Here is a 14,468-nt window from a genome sequence, read left to right as displayed (position 1 = left end):
GGAAACTCCGTGACTAGAAAAATTCGATGTCGTTGGCGACTGGCTTGGGGGCCGGCACCGGACGCGTTTCCATGGCAACCGTCTTCTGGGTTTCCGCGCCGCTGAGGGGATGCTGACGTGCACGCCCGGAGACCGGCCAGAATTCGATCTTTCGGCCGTGATCCCCGCCCGTGGAGGAGCTTAAGACCGGAATACCTTCATCCTTGAGAAACTGCATGGCGAAGATGGCATTCTGCTCGCCGACGTTGGAGAAGCTGGCAATCGTCTTGGCGCCGCCGAAAACCTTGGCTTCCAGCCGGTCACGCCGCGCCCCCTGCTTCAGGAGGCCGTTGATCAGGAGCTCCATGAGATGCACACCGTAACGCGTGGCGTCTCCGCCGGTCACATTTCCCGTTCCCGGCAGCAGGAAGTGATTCATGCCTCCCAAGCCGGCAACGGGGTCTCTCAGACAGGCGGCCACGCACGAACCGAGTATCGTCGTCAGCACCACGTCGGGATCGCTGACGACCTTATACTCGCCCTGAATGATATGTACGCGCTTGGCCGCAGCTTCAATCATTTCAGCGATCCGAAAACCGCTTCGATGGCAGCGCGCATCTTGTCGATCGTGAAGGGTTTGGCCAGCACGTTATTCGCGCCGAGCTGTGCTGCCTTCTGCACCAGCGCGCGGTCGCCCTGCGCGGTGAGGATGATGAAGGCGGCTTTCTTGGTGGTCGGATTGGCCCTGACGGCATGCAGGAAACCGAGACCGTCCATCTTCGGCATGTTGAAGTCGGAAATGACGAGATGATGGGGCTGCTGCTCCATGATCTTCATTCCCTGCTCGCCGTCACCGGCGGCGGTGATCTGCTTGAAGCCGAGCTGTGTCAGCGCATCGCTGAGGAGCAGCCGGCTGGTCACCTGATCGTCGACGATCAGAACTTTGATCTTTTCTGCGAGAGACATTAGTCAGCACCTTCTTTGCGGGCAGTGGTTAGTTTCAGGATTTCTTCGCCGATGGAGGCCAGCGGGAGTTGCTGTTCCACGGCGCCAAGTTCATAGGCCACGCGGGGCATGCCGTAGACGACACATGTTTTTTCGTTCTGTCCGACGGTGCGCGCGCCGGCATGACGCATTTTCAACAGCCCGGCTGCGCCATCGCGGCCCATGCCGGTGAGAATGACGCCGACGGCGTTACGGCCGGCAAGTTCAGCCACCGAATCGAACAGCACATCGACGGAGGGGCGATGGCCGTTGACGGGATCGCGTTCGACGAGCCGGCAGCAGGGTGCGGACCGGTTGGCGATCTGCAAATGGCGCTCGCCGCCCGGCGCAAGATAGATCTTGCCGGTCTGAAGACGCGCACCGTCCGTCGCCTCTTCCACCACGGGGGCGCAGATGCGGTTCAGCCGTTCGGCAAAACTCTTGGTGAAGGTCGGCGGCATGTGCTGGGTGATGACGGTCGGCGGGCAATTGGCCGGGAATTTCTGCAGCACGGCGATCAACGCTTCGACACCGCCGGTGGAGGAACCGATGGCCACGACCTTGCGCCCAGCCCGATATTCACTGACCGGGACCGGCTGCGGCGCGGCGGCGGCTTCCGGGCGCGCCGCACGGTAGGCGGCATGTTGAGAGCGGGCAGCGGCCTTCACCTTGTCGGCGAGATCGCCGAAGGGGCGTGCATCGCCCGGCGCCGGCTTGCCGACACAGTCGAAGGCGCCGATTTCAAGTGCGGCCAGCGAAGCATCCGCGCCGCGATGGGTCAGCGACGAGACCATGATGACCGGCATGGGCCGCAGGCGCATGATCTTTTCGAGAAATTCCAGCCCGTTCATTTCCGGCATCTCGATGTCGAGCGTCACGACATCGGGATTGAGCTGCTTGATGGCCGCGCGTGCTTCCATGGCGTTGCCGGCCTGCCCGACCACCTCGACTTCCGGATCGGCCTTGAGGACAGCCGAAATCAGGCCGCGCATGGTGGGCGAATCATCGACGACGAGTACCCGTGCGAGTGCGCTCATGCCTTCCTCCCCGAAGCGTGGCCAGTGAAGCGGTAGGTGGTGATGCCCGTATTGTCGAACAGGTTCTTGGCGTCACCGGAGACGCGTTCGGAATGCCCGATATAAAGATGACCGCCTTCCGGCAGCAGCCCGGCAAAACGCGACCAGATGCGCATCTGCGTCGGCTCGTCGAAATAAATGACGACGTTGCGGCAGAAGATCACGTCGAAATTGCCCTTGAAGGGCCATTGCGTCATCAGGTTCAATTCGTTGAAGGTGATGAGACGCTTGACCTTGTCGTCGATGCGGAATTTGCGGCGACCGCCGGCATCGACCTCCGTGAACCATTGCTTGCGCATGGCGGGAGACACGGTTTCGAGCGCATTGTCGTCATAGACCCCTGCCCGGGCCTGCGCCAAAATCTTCGGGTCGATATCCGTCGCCAGGATTTTGAAATCGTAATCCGCCGCATTCGGAAACATGGCGAGCACGGTGAGCGCGATGGAATAGGGCTCCTGCCCATCCGAACAGGCGGCCGACCAGATGCGGACACGACCGCCGCTCTTCGCCCGGGCGATGAGGCCCGGCAGGACCTCGTCACGCAGATGTTCGAAATGATGGTTTTCGCGGAAGAAGCGGGTGAAATTCGTCGTCAGATGCGACAGCATTTCGCGCCGCGCCTGCGCGCCATCCGGCGAGGACACCAATGCGCAATATTCGCGGAAACCCGACAGGCCGAGATTGCGGATATGCTTCGACAGGCGGGAATAAACCAGCGACGCCTTGGTGTCGTTGAGGTAGATGCCCGCATCGGCATAGATCATCGCCGCGATTTCCGACAGGTCGCGTCTCGTCAGCGGATATTCGCCGCTGGCAAGAACCTCGTCGGGAGACTGGCGCTGGTCGCTGAAATTAAGTGCTGCCATGGATGATCCGCTTTCAACCTGTCGCCGCGAGCGACATTTCCTGCTTCAGGGGCTGTCCGCGCGAGGCGCTGACGATGGCATCGACATCCAGAATAAGCGCGACACGGCCGTCACCCAGAATAGTGGCGGCGGCGATGCCCTGAACATGGGTATAGTTGGCTTCCAACGACTTGATGACAACCTGACGCTGGCCCTGGATCGCGTCGACCATCAGGGCGCGCTGGCCGCCGCCTTCCGATTCCACCAGAAGAGCGACACCTTCGACCGGATCGGCCTGGGTCGGGCGGAAGTTCAGCACGCGGCCGACATCGACCAGCGGGCAGAAGGAATTGCGGATGGAGATCAGCCGCTGGTTCGCGCCGAAGGAATGAATGTTCTTCGCCTCCGGCTGCAGGGTTTCGACGATTGCCGTCAGCGGCACCACCAGCGTCTGGCCGGCAACGGTCACCACCATGCCGTCGAGAACGGCGAGCGTCAGCGGCAGGCTCATGGTGAAGGTCGAGCCATGGCCGGGGCGCGAGGAGATGCTGATGCGGCCGCCAAGCGCCTGAATGGAGCGTTTGACCACATCCATGCCGACGCCGCGGCCGGAAATGTCGGAAATCTTGTCGGCGGTGGAGAAGCCCGGGGCGAAGATCAGATTGTCGATTTCTTCATCCGTCAGGTTCGCATCGGCGGCGATGAGATCGTTGTCGATTGCCTTCTGACGAACGCGCTCACGGTTGATGCCGGCGCCATCGTCCTGAAGCTCGATGAGGATGCGACCCGAGCGGTGCTTGGCCGAAAGCTTGATGGTGCCTTCCGGGTTCTTGCCCGCCGCTTCGCGTTTTTCCGGCGTTTCGATGCCGTGGTCGACGGCATTGCGGATCATATGCGTCAGGGGTTCGGCCAGCTTGTCGATGACCGTCTTGTCGACTTCGGTGTTTTCACCTTCGGTGACAAGGCGGATCTGCTTGCCGATCATGTCGGCGACTTCGCGGACGATACGCGACATGCGCTGGAAGACGGGCTTCACCGGCTGCGCGCGGATCGCCATGACGCTGTCCTGAATTTCGCGCGTCAGCTGCTGCAGTTCGTCCAGACCCATATTGACGGCAGAGGTGCCGCTCGCATCGTTTTCGATGACGCTCTGCGACAGCATCGCCTGATTGATGACGAGCTCACCGACAAGGTTGATCAGGCGGTCGACACGGTCGAGGTCCACACGGATGGTCTGGCCGGCGCTGGCATTGGCCGCCGCATTGGCATTCGCCTGGGCCGCGGCAGGCGCTGCCGCCGCTTCACGCTTTTCGATGGCGGCATTGACGCTCTGGGCGATCTGCGTCGTCGCGACGGCCGTTTCGACGGCTGCGGCAACGTAGGACGCTTCAGCCGTGGCGATTTCAACAGCGGGCTGCTCTTCCGGTCCGCTATCCAGGGCCGAAAGATCGAACGGCACCGGGATCATCGGAAGCTCTTCCGCATCGTCTGCGGCATCCGAAACAACCGGAACGATTTCGAGATCGCAATCCCATTCGGCAAATTCGAAGACGCTGCGGATACCCTCTTCGCCCTGTCGGTCGCAATCGAAACAGTCCAGGAAAGATAGGATGCTTCAGGATCGAGCTTGTCTAGAGAAGGCAGCTCCGACATGTCGCAATTGATGCTCATATCGCCGATGCGCGAAAGATCGCGCAGGAGAAGTGCCGCCTCGTTGCCCTTCGAATAAAGCGATGCATGCGGCTTGAAGGTTATCTGGAAGGATGGCGCTTCCATCAGCGGCGTGGTTTCGTCGGCAAAGTCCGTGAAGGAGAACGGGATCGGCTCGAAGCCGCTCTCATCCGTCGGCTTGGGTGCGACGGGTTGCGGCGCCTTGACGGCAGCCGGCGCTGCCACGGGCGCGGAAACCTGTACGGTTTCGCCGTTTGCCAGCGCTTCCAGCTCCTTGACGAGGCCGCGGGTGCGGCTTTCATCGACGCTGCCGCCGTCTCTGGCCGCATTGGTCAGGTCCGCCAGCACGTCGGCGGAGCGCAGCATGACTTTCAGAACATCCTGTGTCGGCTCCAGCTTGTTGGAGCGGACGCAGTCGAGGGTCGTTTCAAAAACGTGGGCGAAGGCCACGAGATCATCGAGACCGAAGGCACCCGCCCCGCCCTTGATGGAATGAACGGCACGGAAAACGGCGTTGACGGTTTCCGGATCGCGGTCGCCGTCATTCAATTTAAGAAGCCCCGATTCCAGTTCGGCGAGCTGCTCCTCGCATTCCTGGAAAAAGATTTCCTTGATTTCGTTCATATCCATCGTGAAATGTCCCGTATCAGGCGGTTACGCGTTCAATGGCATCGATGAGTTTCGCAGGGTCGAACGGCTTGACGATCCAGCCTGTCGCACCGGCCTGACGGGCGCGGTTCTTCTTCTCTGCGTCGCTTTCGGTCGTCAGAACGAGGATCGGGATCGCACGATACTTTTCGTTGCGCCGTACACCCTCGATGAAGCCGAAACCATCGAGACGGGGCATGTTGATGTCCGTCACGATAACATCGGGGTTGCTCTGCTCGAGCACTTCGAGGCCCTCGATGCCGTCTTCGGCCTGAATGGTTTCGAAACCGGCATTGTTGAGCGTGACCAGGAGCATGTTCCTGATCGTCCGGGAATCATCCACGGTAAGAACTTTTTTCTTCACTTTTGCATCTCCTTGGGGAGCAAATGGTCAATATCGACGCCTATCAGTTTCATCGTCTTGTCGAATGCATCGGACACCCTGGCAAAACCGAAGGGCTTGCCGTCCTCTTCCCAGGATTTCGCGCCGGCCATGAGGACCTGGGCGCAAAGCGCACCGATACGCTCCACCTCGGACGCATCTACCGACAAAGGTGCTCCCCTCAGCGTCATCAGCTTGCCGTGCAGGGCCGATGCTTCGTTGAGATCCAGCACCGGTGACAGTTTCAGCGTCGCCTCAGCTGCTTTTCTGGCTGCCATTACATGACTCCCTGACGTCTGAATTGTTGGTAATCCTGGCCGTAATCCGTGCGATTATCCGCACGAGCCATAAATGAAGTGTCCTGCCGGTCCGCACCGGATGCCGCTCTCGCCTGCCCCTGACGGGCAATGCGGAATTCACGGATGGTGCGGCCGAGTTCGAGAATAACGGTTTGAAGCGCATCGGCCTCGGAGGCGCTCGCGCTGATATCGACGGCGTTCCGGCCGGCCTGCCTTTGCTGCTCGCCGATATCGGCGGCAACCGATTGCAGTTCGCCGGCCTGCTCGGCCGTATGCCGGGAGACTTCCGCGATCATGTCGTTGATGCCCGAGACCTGCCGGACGACGCCGCCGATTGCGTCCTGCGTGCGGTTGACCATGCGCACACCGCCCTCGACCTGCGTCTTGGTGGTGCCGACAAGGCTCTTGATCTCCCTTGCAGCGTCGGCGGAACGCTGGGCGAGCGCCCGGACCTCCTGCGCGACGACAGCGAAACCACGTCCGCTTTCACCCGCGCGCGCCGCCTCGATGCCGGCATTGAGGGCGAGAAGGTTGGTCTGAAAAGCAATCTCGTCAATCGTGCCGATGATCCTGCCGATCTGTTCGGCGGATTGTTCGATGTCCGACATGGCGTCAATCGCCTCGCCGATAGCCTTGCCGCTTTCGACCGCCGCCTCGCGGGCGCGGGAAACAGCCGTTTCCGTGGCCGATATGCGCGCGCCGTTTTCCGCAACGTTCCCGATCATCGTCTGGATGGCACGGGAGGTTTCGGCAAGCGCTTCGGCCTGCTGGCGGGAGCGCTCGGCCATGGAGCGGCCCATATCGGCAAAGCGCGCGCCGAGCGCCTCGGCCTCGCCGATGCTGTTTTGCGCCGCGATCAGCGATGCGCCGATCGTTTCCAGAGCCGTGTTGAAGGAAGCCGCAACATCGCGATAGGCTTCCGGCACTTCGCCGCCGATGCGGGCCTGCAAATCGCCTGCGGCAAAGGCCGTCAATGCCGTGCCCAGCAACTTCGCCGCTTCGGAGCGGTCATTGTCGCGCTGTTCCGCCAGTTCGCGGCCATGGCGCAGGCGCAATTCGTTGAAGCGCAACGAGACAGCGATTTCGGTATCGACCATCACCAGACGGACGACATTCTTGACGGCTTCCGCCAGTTCACGGGTTTTCTTGCGGTTGCCGGGCAGGATGGAGCGCGGTGCATGTTCGGCCACCAGCCCGCCGACGAGATGTTCCAGAACCACCGCGTGGCTGGCGATCTGCCAGCGCGGATCGAGCCCCATGCGGCTGGCATTGTCGGAAAGAACCTTCACCCGCTCGGCATAGAGTGCATCGAAACGCGCATCGGTCAGAACGCTCCAGTGCGAGGATTGCAGATCGTGCAGGCGGTCGAGCTGATTTTCGCTTTCGAAAGACGGAGAACAGTCCGGCATGGACTGGAAACGGGTCATCACGTCCCGCAGGCCGGCCTTAACGTAAGGCTCCAGCATGCTGCGATAGCTGCGCAGGAAATCGGATTGCGTCTCGTCGAGGCCGGCAAAACGCAACCGTCCCGCCAGGCTTCCGCCTGCCGATCTGCGCGCTTGATCTGATGGCAAATCCTGCCCCAACCGACGTCCCCAACAACATGACGGCCGGTAAAACCCGGCCAAATTGGCCAAGGTTCAGAACGCCAGCACCCTAAGGGGATTTTTGAACGAACATACCCATCGCGGACGATGCGGCATCGACGCCTGCCAGACCTTCTTGAACCAAGAAACGAAAATACCGGATCGGCACCGGTACGGCAGTGCGGCGTCATGCCTGGAAGGGGAGAGAACCCCATTCCGCCGTGGAAATACCATCAATCTTTATGGTTAATTCCTTGCTTGAAAGTTAAGAAACACAGGCGTCGGCGTCAAACGGTAAAATTTGTAAAAGCTTTTAGCCAATGCCGCCCTCACTTTGCCGCAAACGGGCAAAAACGAAAAGGAATCGGACGGTGCGGGCGGTTTTTCCCGCATGCGCGCTGGACAAGCATGTCCGGCTTCCCCTAAAACAAATCAACAGGATATTCGCTCAACGGTGATGCTTTAAAGAGACCTTTACGATCAAGGAGATGCCAACTTGCCATGGATGGAGAAAGGCCGCAGTTCAAGGCGCCATCCGCAAGTGTTGATCGGCCTCGTGGTCGCGAGCCTGCTCGTCATGATCGGCTTTCAGGCGCCGGCCGGCGTCAAGCCCCTTTCCAAAACCAGCCGCCTCGAACGATTGCAGAGCGTCGATCCCGGCCGTTCCCTTTCTCTTCGCGAAAAGGATTGCAATAGCGGCAATGATTTCGGCTGCAGGACCGGCGATGCCGGCTCAGGCTTTCGCCTGGACGCGTTTGCGTCACCCGCCCCGAGCCTCAGGGATAATGCCGACGTCTCGCTCGTTGCTGTTGCCATCGTGCCACAAGCTTTCCGAGACTTTGCCAGCGTGGTTCCACGCGCGCCTCCGCATATTATGTATTAGTCATTCCGGCGGTCCTCATCATTCGGTTCATTGCGAACCTTGAGGGATCGGAGTCGTCGGAAACCCGCCGTAGGCTCCCATTCCAGAGAGAAAACCGCCGCCGCATATGACACTTGCAACCATTCTTCCATTCATTGTCGCATTGCCCTTCGTTGGCGCGCTTCTGACGGCCTTCATGCCGCGCGAGGGTGCGGCCGCCGGTCCCGCCTCCGTTGCGGGCGGCGTCGCCCTTTTCGGCCTTGTCAGCAGCATTTTTCTCTATACGAGCGTCAGCGGCGGCGCGGTTCTCAAGTATGATGTGGAATGGCTGCCCCAGCTTGGCCTGAACTTTACCCTGCGGCTGGACGGATTTGCCTGGATTTTCACGATGCTCATTACCGGCATTGGCCTGCTGGTGGTGCTCTACGCGCGTTATTATATGTCGGCCGAAGACCCGATCCCCCGTTTCTTCGCCTTCCTGCTCGCCTTCATGGGCTCGATGCTTGGCGTGGTGCTCTCCGGCAACGTGATCCTGCTGTCGATCTTCTGGGAAATGACCAGCATCTTCTCGTTCCTGCTGATCGGCTACTGGCATCAGAACGCCGGTGCGCGCGACGGCGCACGCATGGCGCTGACCGTGACCGGCATCGGCGGCTTCAGCCTGCTGGCCGGCCTGCTGATCCTCGGCCATATGGCGGGAAGCTATGACCTCGACAAGATCATCGAGGCCGGTGCGGCCATCCGCGCCCATTCCCTCTATGTACCGGCGCTCATCCTCATTCTCGGCGGCGCGCTGACCAAGAGCGCGCAGTTTCCGTTCCATTTCTGGCTGCCCAACGCCATGGCGGCGCCCACACCCGTTTCCGCCTATCTGCATTCGGCCACCATGGTGAAGGCCGGGGTTTTCCTGCTTGCGCGGTTCTGGCCGGTACTGGCGGGCACGCCGGAATGGTTCTGGCTGGTGGGCGCGGCCGGCATCATCACCCTGCTGCTCGGCGCCTATTTCGCCATGTTCCAGCAGGACCTCAAGGGTCTGCTCGCCTATTCCACCATCAGCCATCTCGGCCTCATCACCACGCTGCTCAGCCTCGGCAGCCCGCTGGCGGCAGTGGCGGCCATATTCCACATGGTCAACCACGCCACCTTCAAGGCCTCGCTCTTCATGGCGGCCGGCATCATCGACCATGAAACCGGCACGCGCGACATGCGGCGCTTAAGCGGGCTTTATACCTATATGCCGGCGACCGCGACGCTCGCCATGGCGGCAAGTGCGGCCATGGCCGGAGTGCCGCTGTTCAACGGCTTCCTTTCCAAGGAAATGTTCTTTGCCGAGGCCGTCGAAACCCATGCCGACTCACTGCTGGACCGGGCACTGCCCTATGTCGCGACGCTATCGGGCGCCTTCGCCGTCGCCTATTCGCTACGCTTCATCCATACGGTGTTCTTCGGCCCCAAGCCCGTCGATCTGCCGAACCCGCATCCGCACGAACCGCCGCGCTGGATGCGTTTCCCCATCGAATTCCTCGTCTTCGCCTGCCTGATCGTCGGCATCGTTCCGAGCCTCTCCATCGGCCCGTTCCTGCATTCGGCCGTGCTTTCGGTTCTCGGTGCGCAAACGCCGGTCTACAGCCTGTCGATCTGGCACGGTTTCAACCTGCCGCTGATCATGAGTATTGCGGCGCTGATCGGCGGCGTTACGATCTATGCCCTGCTCGGCGGTTATTTCTCGCGCTGCGACGACGGTCCGCCGGTCTTCCGGCATTTGCGGGGACAGCGCATCTTCGAGCGCATTCTCGTCACCGTGTCCTGGAAATGGGCGCGGTGGCTGGAAAGCACGCTCGGCACGCGGCGTCTGCAGCCGCAGCTGAGGCTTCTTATCCTCGTGGCGCTTCTCGCCGGTTTCTCGCCTCTCTTCCTTTCGGAATTCTCCCTGTCGCTGCCGCGCGTCACGACCTTCGATCCGATCTTCGCCATTCTCTGGCTGATCGGCATGATCGCGGCCATGGGTGCGGCCTGGCAGGCGAAATATCATCGCCTCGCCGCGCTCGTCATGCTGGGCGTCTCTGGCCTCGTCACCTGCCTCACCTTCGTCTGGCTTTCCGCGCCGGATCTGGCCATCACCCAGCTGCTGGTGGAAATCGTCACCACGGTTCTCATCCTGCTCGGCCTCAGATGGCTACCGAAACGCGTCGAGAAGGTCGACAGCAGCGATGAGCTGCCGGCGCAGCTTCGCCGCGCCCGTGACTTTTTGCTGGCCGCAGGCAGCGGTATCGGCATGTCCGTCATCGCCTATGCCGTGATGACGCTGCCGGTGCCGAACGCGATTGCGACCTATTTCCTCGAACGCGCCTATACCGAAGGCGGCGGCACCAATGTCGTGAACGTCATCCTCGTCGACTTCCGTGGCTTCGATACCTTCGGCGAAATCGCGGTGCTGGCCATCGTCGCGCTCACCGTCTTTGCGCTGCTTCGCCGTTTCCGCCCCGCCCATGAAAGCATCGGGGTGCCGGAACAGCAGCAGATGCAGAACGCCTTCGATGCCGAACGGCCAGACCGGAGCAATGGCGATACGGTCCGCGACTATCTCTATGTGCCGTCCATCGTGATGCAGTGGATGTTCCCGGTCATCATCACCTTCTCGATCTTCCTGTTCATGCGCGGGCACGACCTGCCGGGCGGCGGCTTTGCGGCCGGCATCACAATGGCCATCGGCTTTCTGCTGCAATATCTTGCCGGTGGGGCGCGCTGGGCGGAGGACCGCATCCGCATCCTGCCGCTGCGCTGGATGGGTTTCGGCCTTTTGATGGCGGCGGCGACGGGTATTGGCTCCTGGTACTTCGGCTACCCGTTCCTGACCTCCTATTTCCAGTATACGGAGATACCCTATATCGGCAAAATGCCGACGGCATCCGCCCTGCTGTTCGACCTCGGCGTCTTCTCGCTGGTCGTCGGCTCCGTTGTTCTTATCCTGATAGCACTGGCACACCAATCGTTGCGTAACTACCGCGTTCGCACGCCTGAAGCCGCAAAAGCGGAGGACGTGTAATGGAACTTATTCTTGCAATCGGCATCGGCATCATGACCGGCTCCGGCGTGTGGCTGGTGCTGCGCCCGCGCACCTATCAGGTCATCGTCGGGCTTTCGCTGCTGTCTTACGCCGTCAATCTCTTCATCTTCGGCGTCGGCGGCATCAAGACCAATGCGCCGCCGGTGCTGGCCAATGGCGTCGACAGTTCGACGCTCGCCGACCCCGTGCCGCAGGCGCTGGTGCTGACGGCCATCGTCATCGGTTTCGCCACCACCGCATTGTTCCTCGTCGTGCTGCTTGCCGCCCGCGGCCTCACCGGCACCGACCATGTGGACGGGAGGGAGACGAAATGATGTCGTTCCCCTTCCACATCGTCATCGCGCCCATTCTTCTGCCGCTGATTACCGCGGCCCTTCTGCTGTTCTTCGACGAGCGCCAGCGCGTGGCGAAAGCCGCCATCAGCCTCACCTCGACCGTGCTGTTGCTGGCGGTCGCCATATTGCTGTTCCGCGAGGTGAACTCGACGGTCAATACCGAGATCGCCGCCGTGGTTTCGAGCGGCGTCTATCTGCTCGGCAACTGGCCGGCGCCCTTCGGCATCGTGCTCGTCGCCGACCGTCTTTCGGGCCTGATGGTGCTGTTGACGGCGCTGCTTGCCATCCCGTCCTTGATCTATTCGATGGCGAAGTGGCACAGGTCGGGCGCGCATTTCCATTCGCTATTCCAGATGATGCTGATGGGCGTCAACGGTGCATTCCTGACCGGCGACCTCTTCAACCTCTTCGTCTTCTTCGAAGTGATGCTGGCCGCTTCTTACGGTTTGCTGCTGCACGGTTCCGGCCAGCAGCGCGTCAAGGCCGGGCTGCATTACATCGCCATCAACCTCGTCGCCGCCCTGTTCTTTCTGATCGGCGTCAGCCTCATCTATGGCGTTACCGGCACACTGAACATGGGCGATCTCGCCCATCGCATCGAAGGGCTCAACCCCGATCAGCGCATGCTCTTGGAAACCGGCTCGGCCATCCTCGGCATCGCCTTTCTGGTCAAGGCCGGCATGTGGCCGCTGAATTTCTGGCTGCCTTCCGCCTATGGCGCGGCGTCGGCCCCGGTGGGCGGGCTCTTCGCCATCATGAGCAAGGTCGGGATTTATGTCATCGCCCGCCTGTCCTTCCTGCTTTTCGGGCAGACGGCCGGGGAATCGGCCGGTTTCGGCCATGATGCCCTGCTGGTCGGCGGCATCGCCACCATCATCTTCGGCGCCATCGGCGTTCTGGCGTCGCAGGCGCTGGGGCGGCTGGCCGGCTTTTCGGTTCTCGTCTCGTCGGGAACGCTGCTTGCCGCCATGGGCACCGGCAATCCCACGGTTGCGGCCGGCGCGCTTTATTACATGGTCAGCTCCACCCTCACCATCAGCGCCTTCTTCATGCTGATCGAACTCGTCGAGCGCGGACAGGATGCCGGCGCGAACGTTCTTGCCGTGACCATGGAGGCCTATGGCGAGGGCGACGAGGAAGAGGAGGAAGAAGAAGTCGGCGTGACCATGCCCGCCACCATGGCGGTGCTCGGCGCCTGTTTTGCCGCCTGCGGCATTCTTCTGGCCGGCCTGCCACCGCTTTCGGGCTTCATCGCCAAATTCTCGATGCTGACCGCCATTCTCAATCCTTCCGGGCTTGGCGCCAATGACAGCGTTTCCACACTGTCCTGGTGGCTGGTTTTCCTGATCGTCTTTGCCGGTTTCGCCTCACTGATTTCGATGACGCGCGCCGGCATCCGCACCTTCTGGGCTTCCATCGAAGGCACCGTGCCGCGCGTGCTCGTCATCGAAATCGCCCCCGTGATGCTGCTGCTCGGCCTGACGCTCGCCATGACCGTGCAGGCGGGGCCGGTGATGCGATACATGCAGGAAACGGCGCGTATTCTCGACCTGCCGGCGAGCTATATTCAGGGCGTCATTTCCGCACCCCGAGCGGGAAGCAACCCGGAGGCAGAGCCATGATAAGCCGTGTCCTGCCCTACCCGCTGCTGACGATCTCGCTGATCTTCTTCTGGATGACGATCAACAGCTTTTCGCCGGGGCATCTGCTGCTCGGCACCGGTGTTGCGCTTGTCGCCTCCTGGGCGATGGCGTCGCTCAGGCCCGCCAAACCGCGCATCCGCAACTGGCACAGGCTGGTGCAGCTGATCCTGATCGTGCTTTACGATATCGTCAGGTCCAATCTCTCGGTCGTGAAGATCATCCTGTTCAAGCGCGAGAGGGACCGCAAATCCGGCTTCCTGGCCGTGCCGCTCGATATTCGCGACCCGATGGCGCTTGCGGTTCTGGCGACGATCCTGACCTCGACGCCGGGAAGCGCATGGCTCGAATATAATTCCAGCCAGGGCACGCTGCTGCTTCACGTTCTCGACGATGTGGATGAGGCGGCCTGGATAAGCCTCATCAAGAACCGTTATGAAAAACTGCTGATGGAGATATTCGAATGAGTTCGATTATCCTTTTCTGGTCCTTTTCGCTGGCGCAGTTCATGCTCGCCATTGCCATGGCGATCTCGGTCTATCGCATCGCCATCGGCCCGCGCGCGCAGGACCGCGTGCTGGGCGTGGATACGCTCTATGTCAACGCCATGCTGCTTCTCCTGACCTTCGGCCTGCGCACCGGCAACGACATTTATTTCGAGGCATCGCTGCTGATCGCCATCCTCGGCTTCGTCTCCACCGTCGCCCTTTCCAAATTCCTGATGCGCGGCGAGGTGATCGAATGAGCGAGGCGCACGAATTTCCCCTCTGGGCCGCCATTGCCGTGGCCTTCTTCGTGCTGCTCGGCGCCTCGCTGACGCTGATCGGCACCATCGGCTTTGCCAGGCTCAACAGCTTCTATGAGCGCCTGCATGCGCCCACACTCGGCACCAGCTGGGGCACCGGCGGCATCGTCATGGCCTCGATCATCTATTTCTCCGTCTCCGGCGACCGCTTCGCCTTCCACGAAATCTTCATCGGCATTTTCATGACGGTGACGACCCCGGTTTCCCTGATGCTGCTCGGCCGGGCAGCACTTTATCGGGACCGGGCGGAGCAGAATACGGATAATCGGGAGCATCTTTAGAGCGCCGG

At 61.4% G+C, this 14,468-nt stretch carries 14 protein-coding genes and 1 pseudogene; 7 read left to right on the top strand and 8 right to left on the bottom strand.

The genetic code is table 11. From position 1 onward, the window contains the following. Nucleotides 1-13: 13 nt before the first annotated feature. The 8 genes and pseudogenes from cheD to L901_RS23060 form a co-directional block, all read right to left on the bottom strand. The gene (cheD, locus tag L901_RS23095) at nt 14-559 is read right to left on the bottom strand and encodes a chemoreceptor glutamine deamidase CheD (protein WP_003522762.1); all 546 of its coding nucleotides are present in this window, start codon (nt 557-559) and stop codon (nt 14-16) included. Then, nucleotides 556-945 carry a chemotaxis response regulator CheY2 gene (gene cheY2 / locus L901_RS23090; protein WP_003503467.1) on the bottom strand — a complete coding sequence of 130 codons (390 nt, stop codon included), beginning with the start codon at nt 943-945 and terminating at the stop codon, nt 556-558. Before cheY2 ends, cheD begins: the two co-directional genes overlap by 4 nt. After that, on the bottom strand, nt 945-2,000 hold the full coding sequence (cheB, locus tag L901_RS23085; RefSeq protein WP_003522763.1) for a protein-glutamate O-methylesterase CheB: 1,056 nt from the start codon (nt 1,998-2,000) through the stop codon (nt 945-947). Before cheB ends, cheY2 begins: the two co-directional genes overlap by 1 nt. Next, on the bottom strand, nt 1,997-2,905 hold the full coding sequence (cheR, locus tag L901_RS23080) for a protein-glutamate O-methyltransferase CheR (protein ID WP_003522764.1): 909 nt from the start codon (nt 2,903-2,905) through the stop codon (nt 1,997-1,999). The genes cheB and cheR overlap by 4 nt, the downstream gene beginning before the upstream one ends. A gap of 13 nt (nt 2,906-2,918) precedes the next feature. Continuing rightward, nucleotides 2,919-5,185 (bottom strand): annotated as a pseudogene (locus L901_RS23075) (chemotaxis protein CheA). A 16-nt stretch (nt 5,186-5,201) separates the two neighbouring features. Beyond that, the gene (gene cheY1 / locus L901_RS23070) at nt 5,202-5,567 is read right to left on the bottom strand and encodes a chemotaxis response regulator CheY1 (protein ID WP_003493773.1); all 366 of its coding nucleotides are present in this window, start codon (nt 5,565-5,567) and stop codon (nt 5,202-5,204) included. Next, complete coding sequence (locus L901_RS23065; RefSeq protein ID WP_003503483.1) at nt 5,564-5,863, bottom strand: STAS domain-containing protein; 300 nt, start codon at nt 5,861-5,863, stop codon at nt 5,564-5,566. The genes cheY1 and L901_RS23065 overlap by 4 nt, the downstream gene beginning before the upstream one ends. Further along, the gene (locus L901_RS23060) at nt 5,863-7,458 is read right to left on the bottom strand and encodes a globin-coupled sensor protein (protein WP_249936962.1); all 1,596 of its coding nucleotides are present in this window, start codon (nt 7,456-7,458) and stop codon (nt 5,863-5,865) included. The genes L901_RS23065 and L901_RS23060 overlap by 1 nt, the downstream gene beginning before the upstream one ends. Nucleotides 7,459-7,975: 517 nt before the next feature. Between L901_RS23060 and L901_RS23055 the strand changes: the two genes are divergently transcribed. The 7 genes from L901_RS23055 (at nt 7,976) to mnhG (ending at nt 14,460) form a co-directional block, all read left to right on the top strand. Then, a complete protein-coding gene (locus tag L901_RS23055; RefSeq protein ID WP_059760534.1) occupies nt 7,976-8,353 on the top strand; it encodes a hypothetical protein in 378 nt (125 codons plus the stop codon). A 106-nt stretch (nt 8,354-8,459) separates the two neighbouring features. Beyond that, nucleotides 8,460-11,378, top strand: a complete 2,919-nt coding sequence (locus tag L901_RS23050; protein WP_059760533.1) for a monovalent cation/H+ antiporter subunit A — start codon at nt 8,460-8,462, stop codon at nt 11,376-11,378. Beyond that, nucleotides 11,378-11,713: a Na+/H+ antiporter subunit C gene (locus tag L901_RS23045; RefSeq protein WP_059760531.1), complete on the top strand. Its 336-nt coding sequence runs from the start codon at nt 11,378-11,380 to the stop codon at nt 11,711-11,713. The genes L901_RS23050 and L901_RS23045 overlap by 1 nt, the downstream gene beginning before the upstream one ends. After that, a complete protein-coding gene (locus L901_RS23040; RefSeq protein ID WP_059760529.1) occupies nt 11,710-13,356 on the top strand; it encodes a monovalent cation/H+ antiporter subunit D in 1,647 nt (548 codons plus the stop codon). Before L901_RS23045 ends, L901_RS23040 begins: the two co-directional genes overlap by 4 nt. Continuing rightward, the gene (locus L901_RS23035; RefSeq protein WP_003522771.1) at nt 13,353-13,841 is read left to right on the top strand and encodes a Na+/H+ antiporter subunit E; all 489 of its coding nucleotides are present in this window, start codon (nt 13,353-13,355) and stop codon (nt 13,839-13,841) included. The genes L901_RS23040 and L901_RS23035 overlap by 4 nt, the downstream gene beginning before the upstream one ends. Further along, a complete protein-coding gene (locus tag L901_RS23030; protein ID WP_003522772.1) occupies nt 13,838-14,119 on the top strand; it encodes a K+/H+ antiporter subunit F in 282 nt (93 codons plus the stop codon). Before L901_RS23035 ends, L901_RS23030 begins: the two co-directional genes overlap by 4 nt. Further along, nucleotides 14,116-14,460: a monovalent cation/H(+) antiporter subunit G gene (gene mnhG, locus L901_RS23025; protein ID WP_003522773.1), complete on the top strand. Its 345-nt coding sequence runs from the start codon at nt 14,116-14,118 to the stop codon at nt 14,458-14,460. Before L901_RS23030 ends, mnhG begins: the two co-directional genes overlap by 4 nt. The last annotated feature ends 8 nt before the right edge of the window (nt 14,461-14,468 follow it).

The organism is Agrobacterium sp. D14 (assembly GCF_001526505.1).
GTDB classification, from domain to species: domain Bacteria; phylum Pseudomonadota; class Alphaproteobacteria; order Rhizobiales; family Rhizobiaceae; genus Agrobacterium; species Agrobacterium leguminum.
This window is presented reverse-complemented; position numbering and strand designations above follow the sequence as displayed.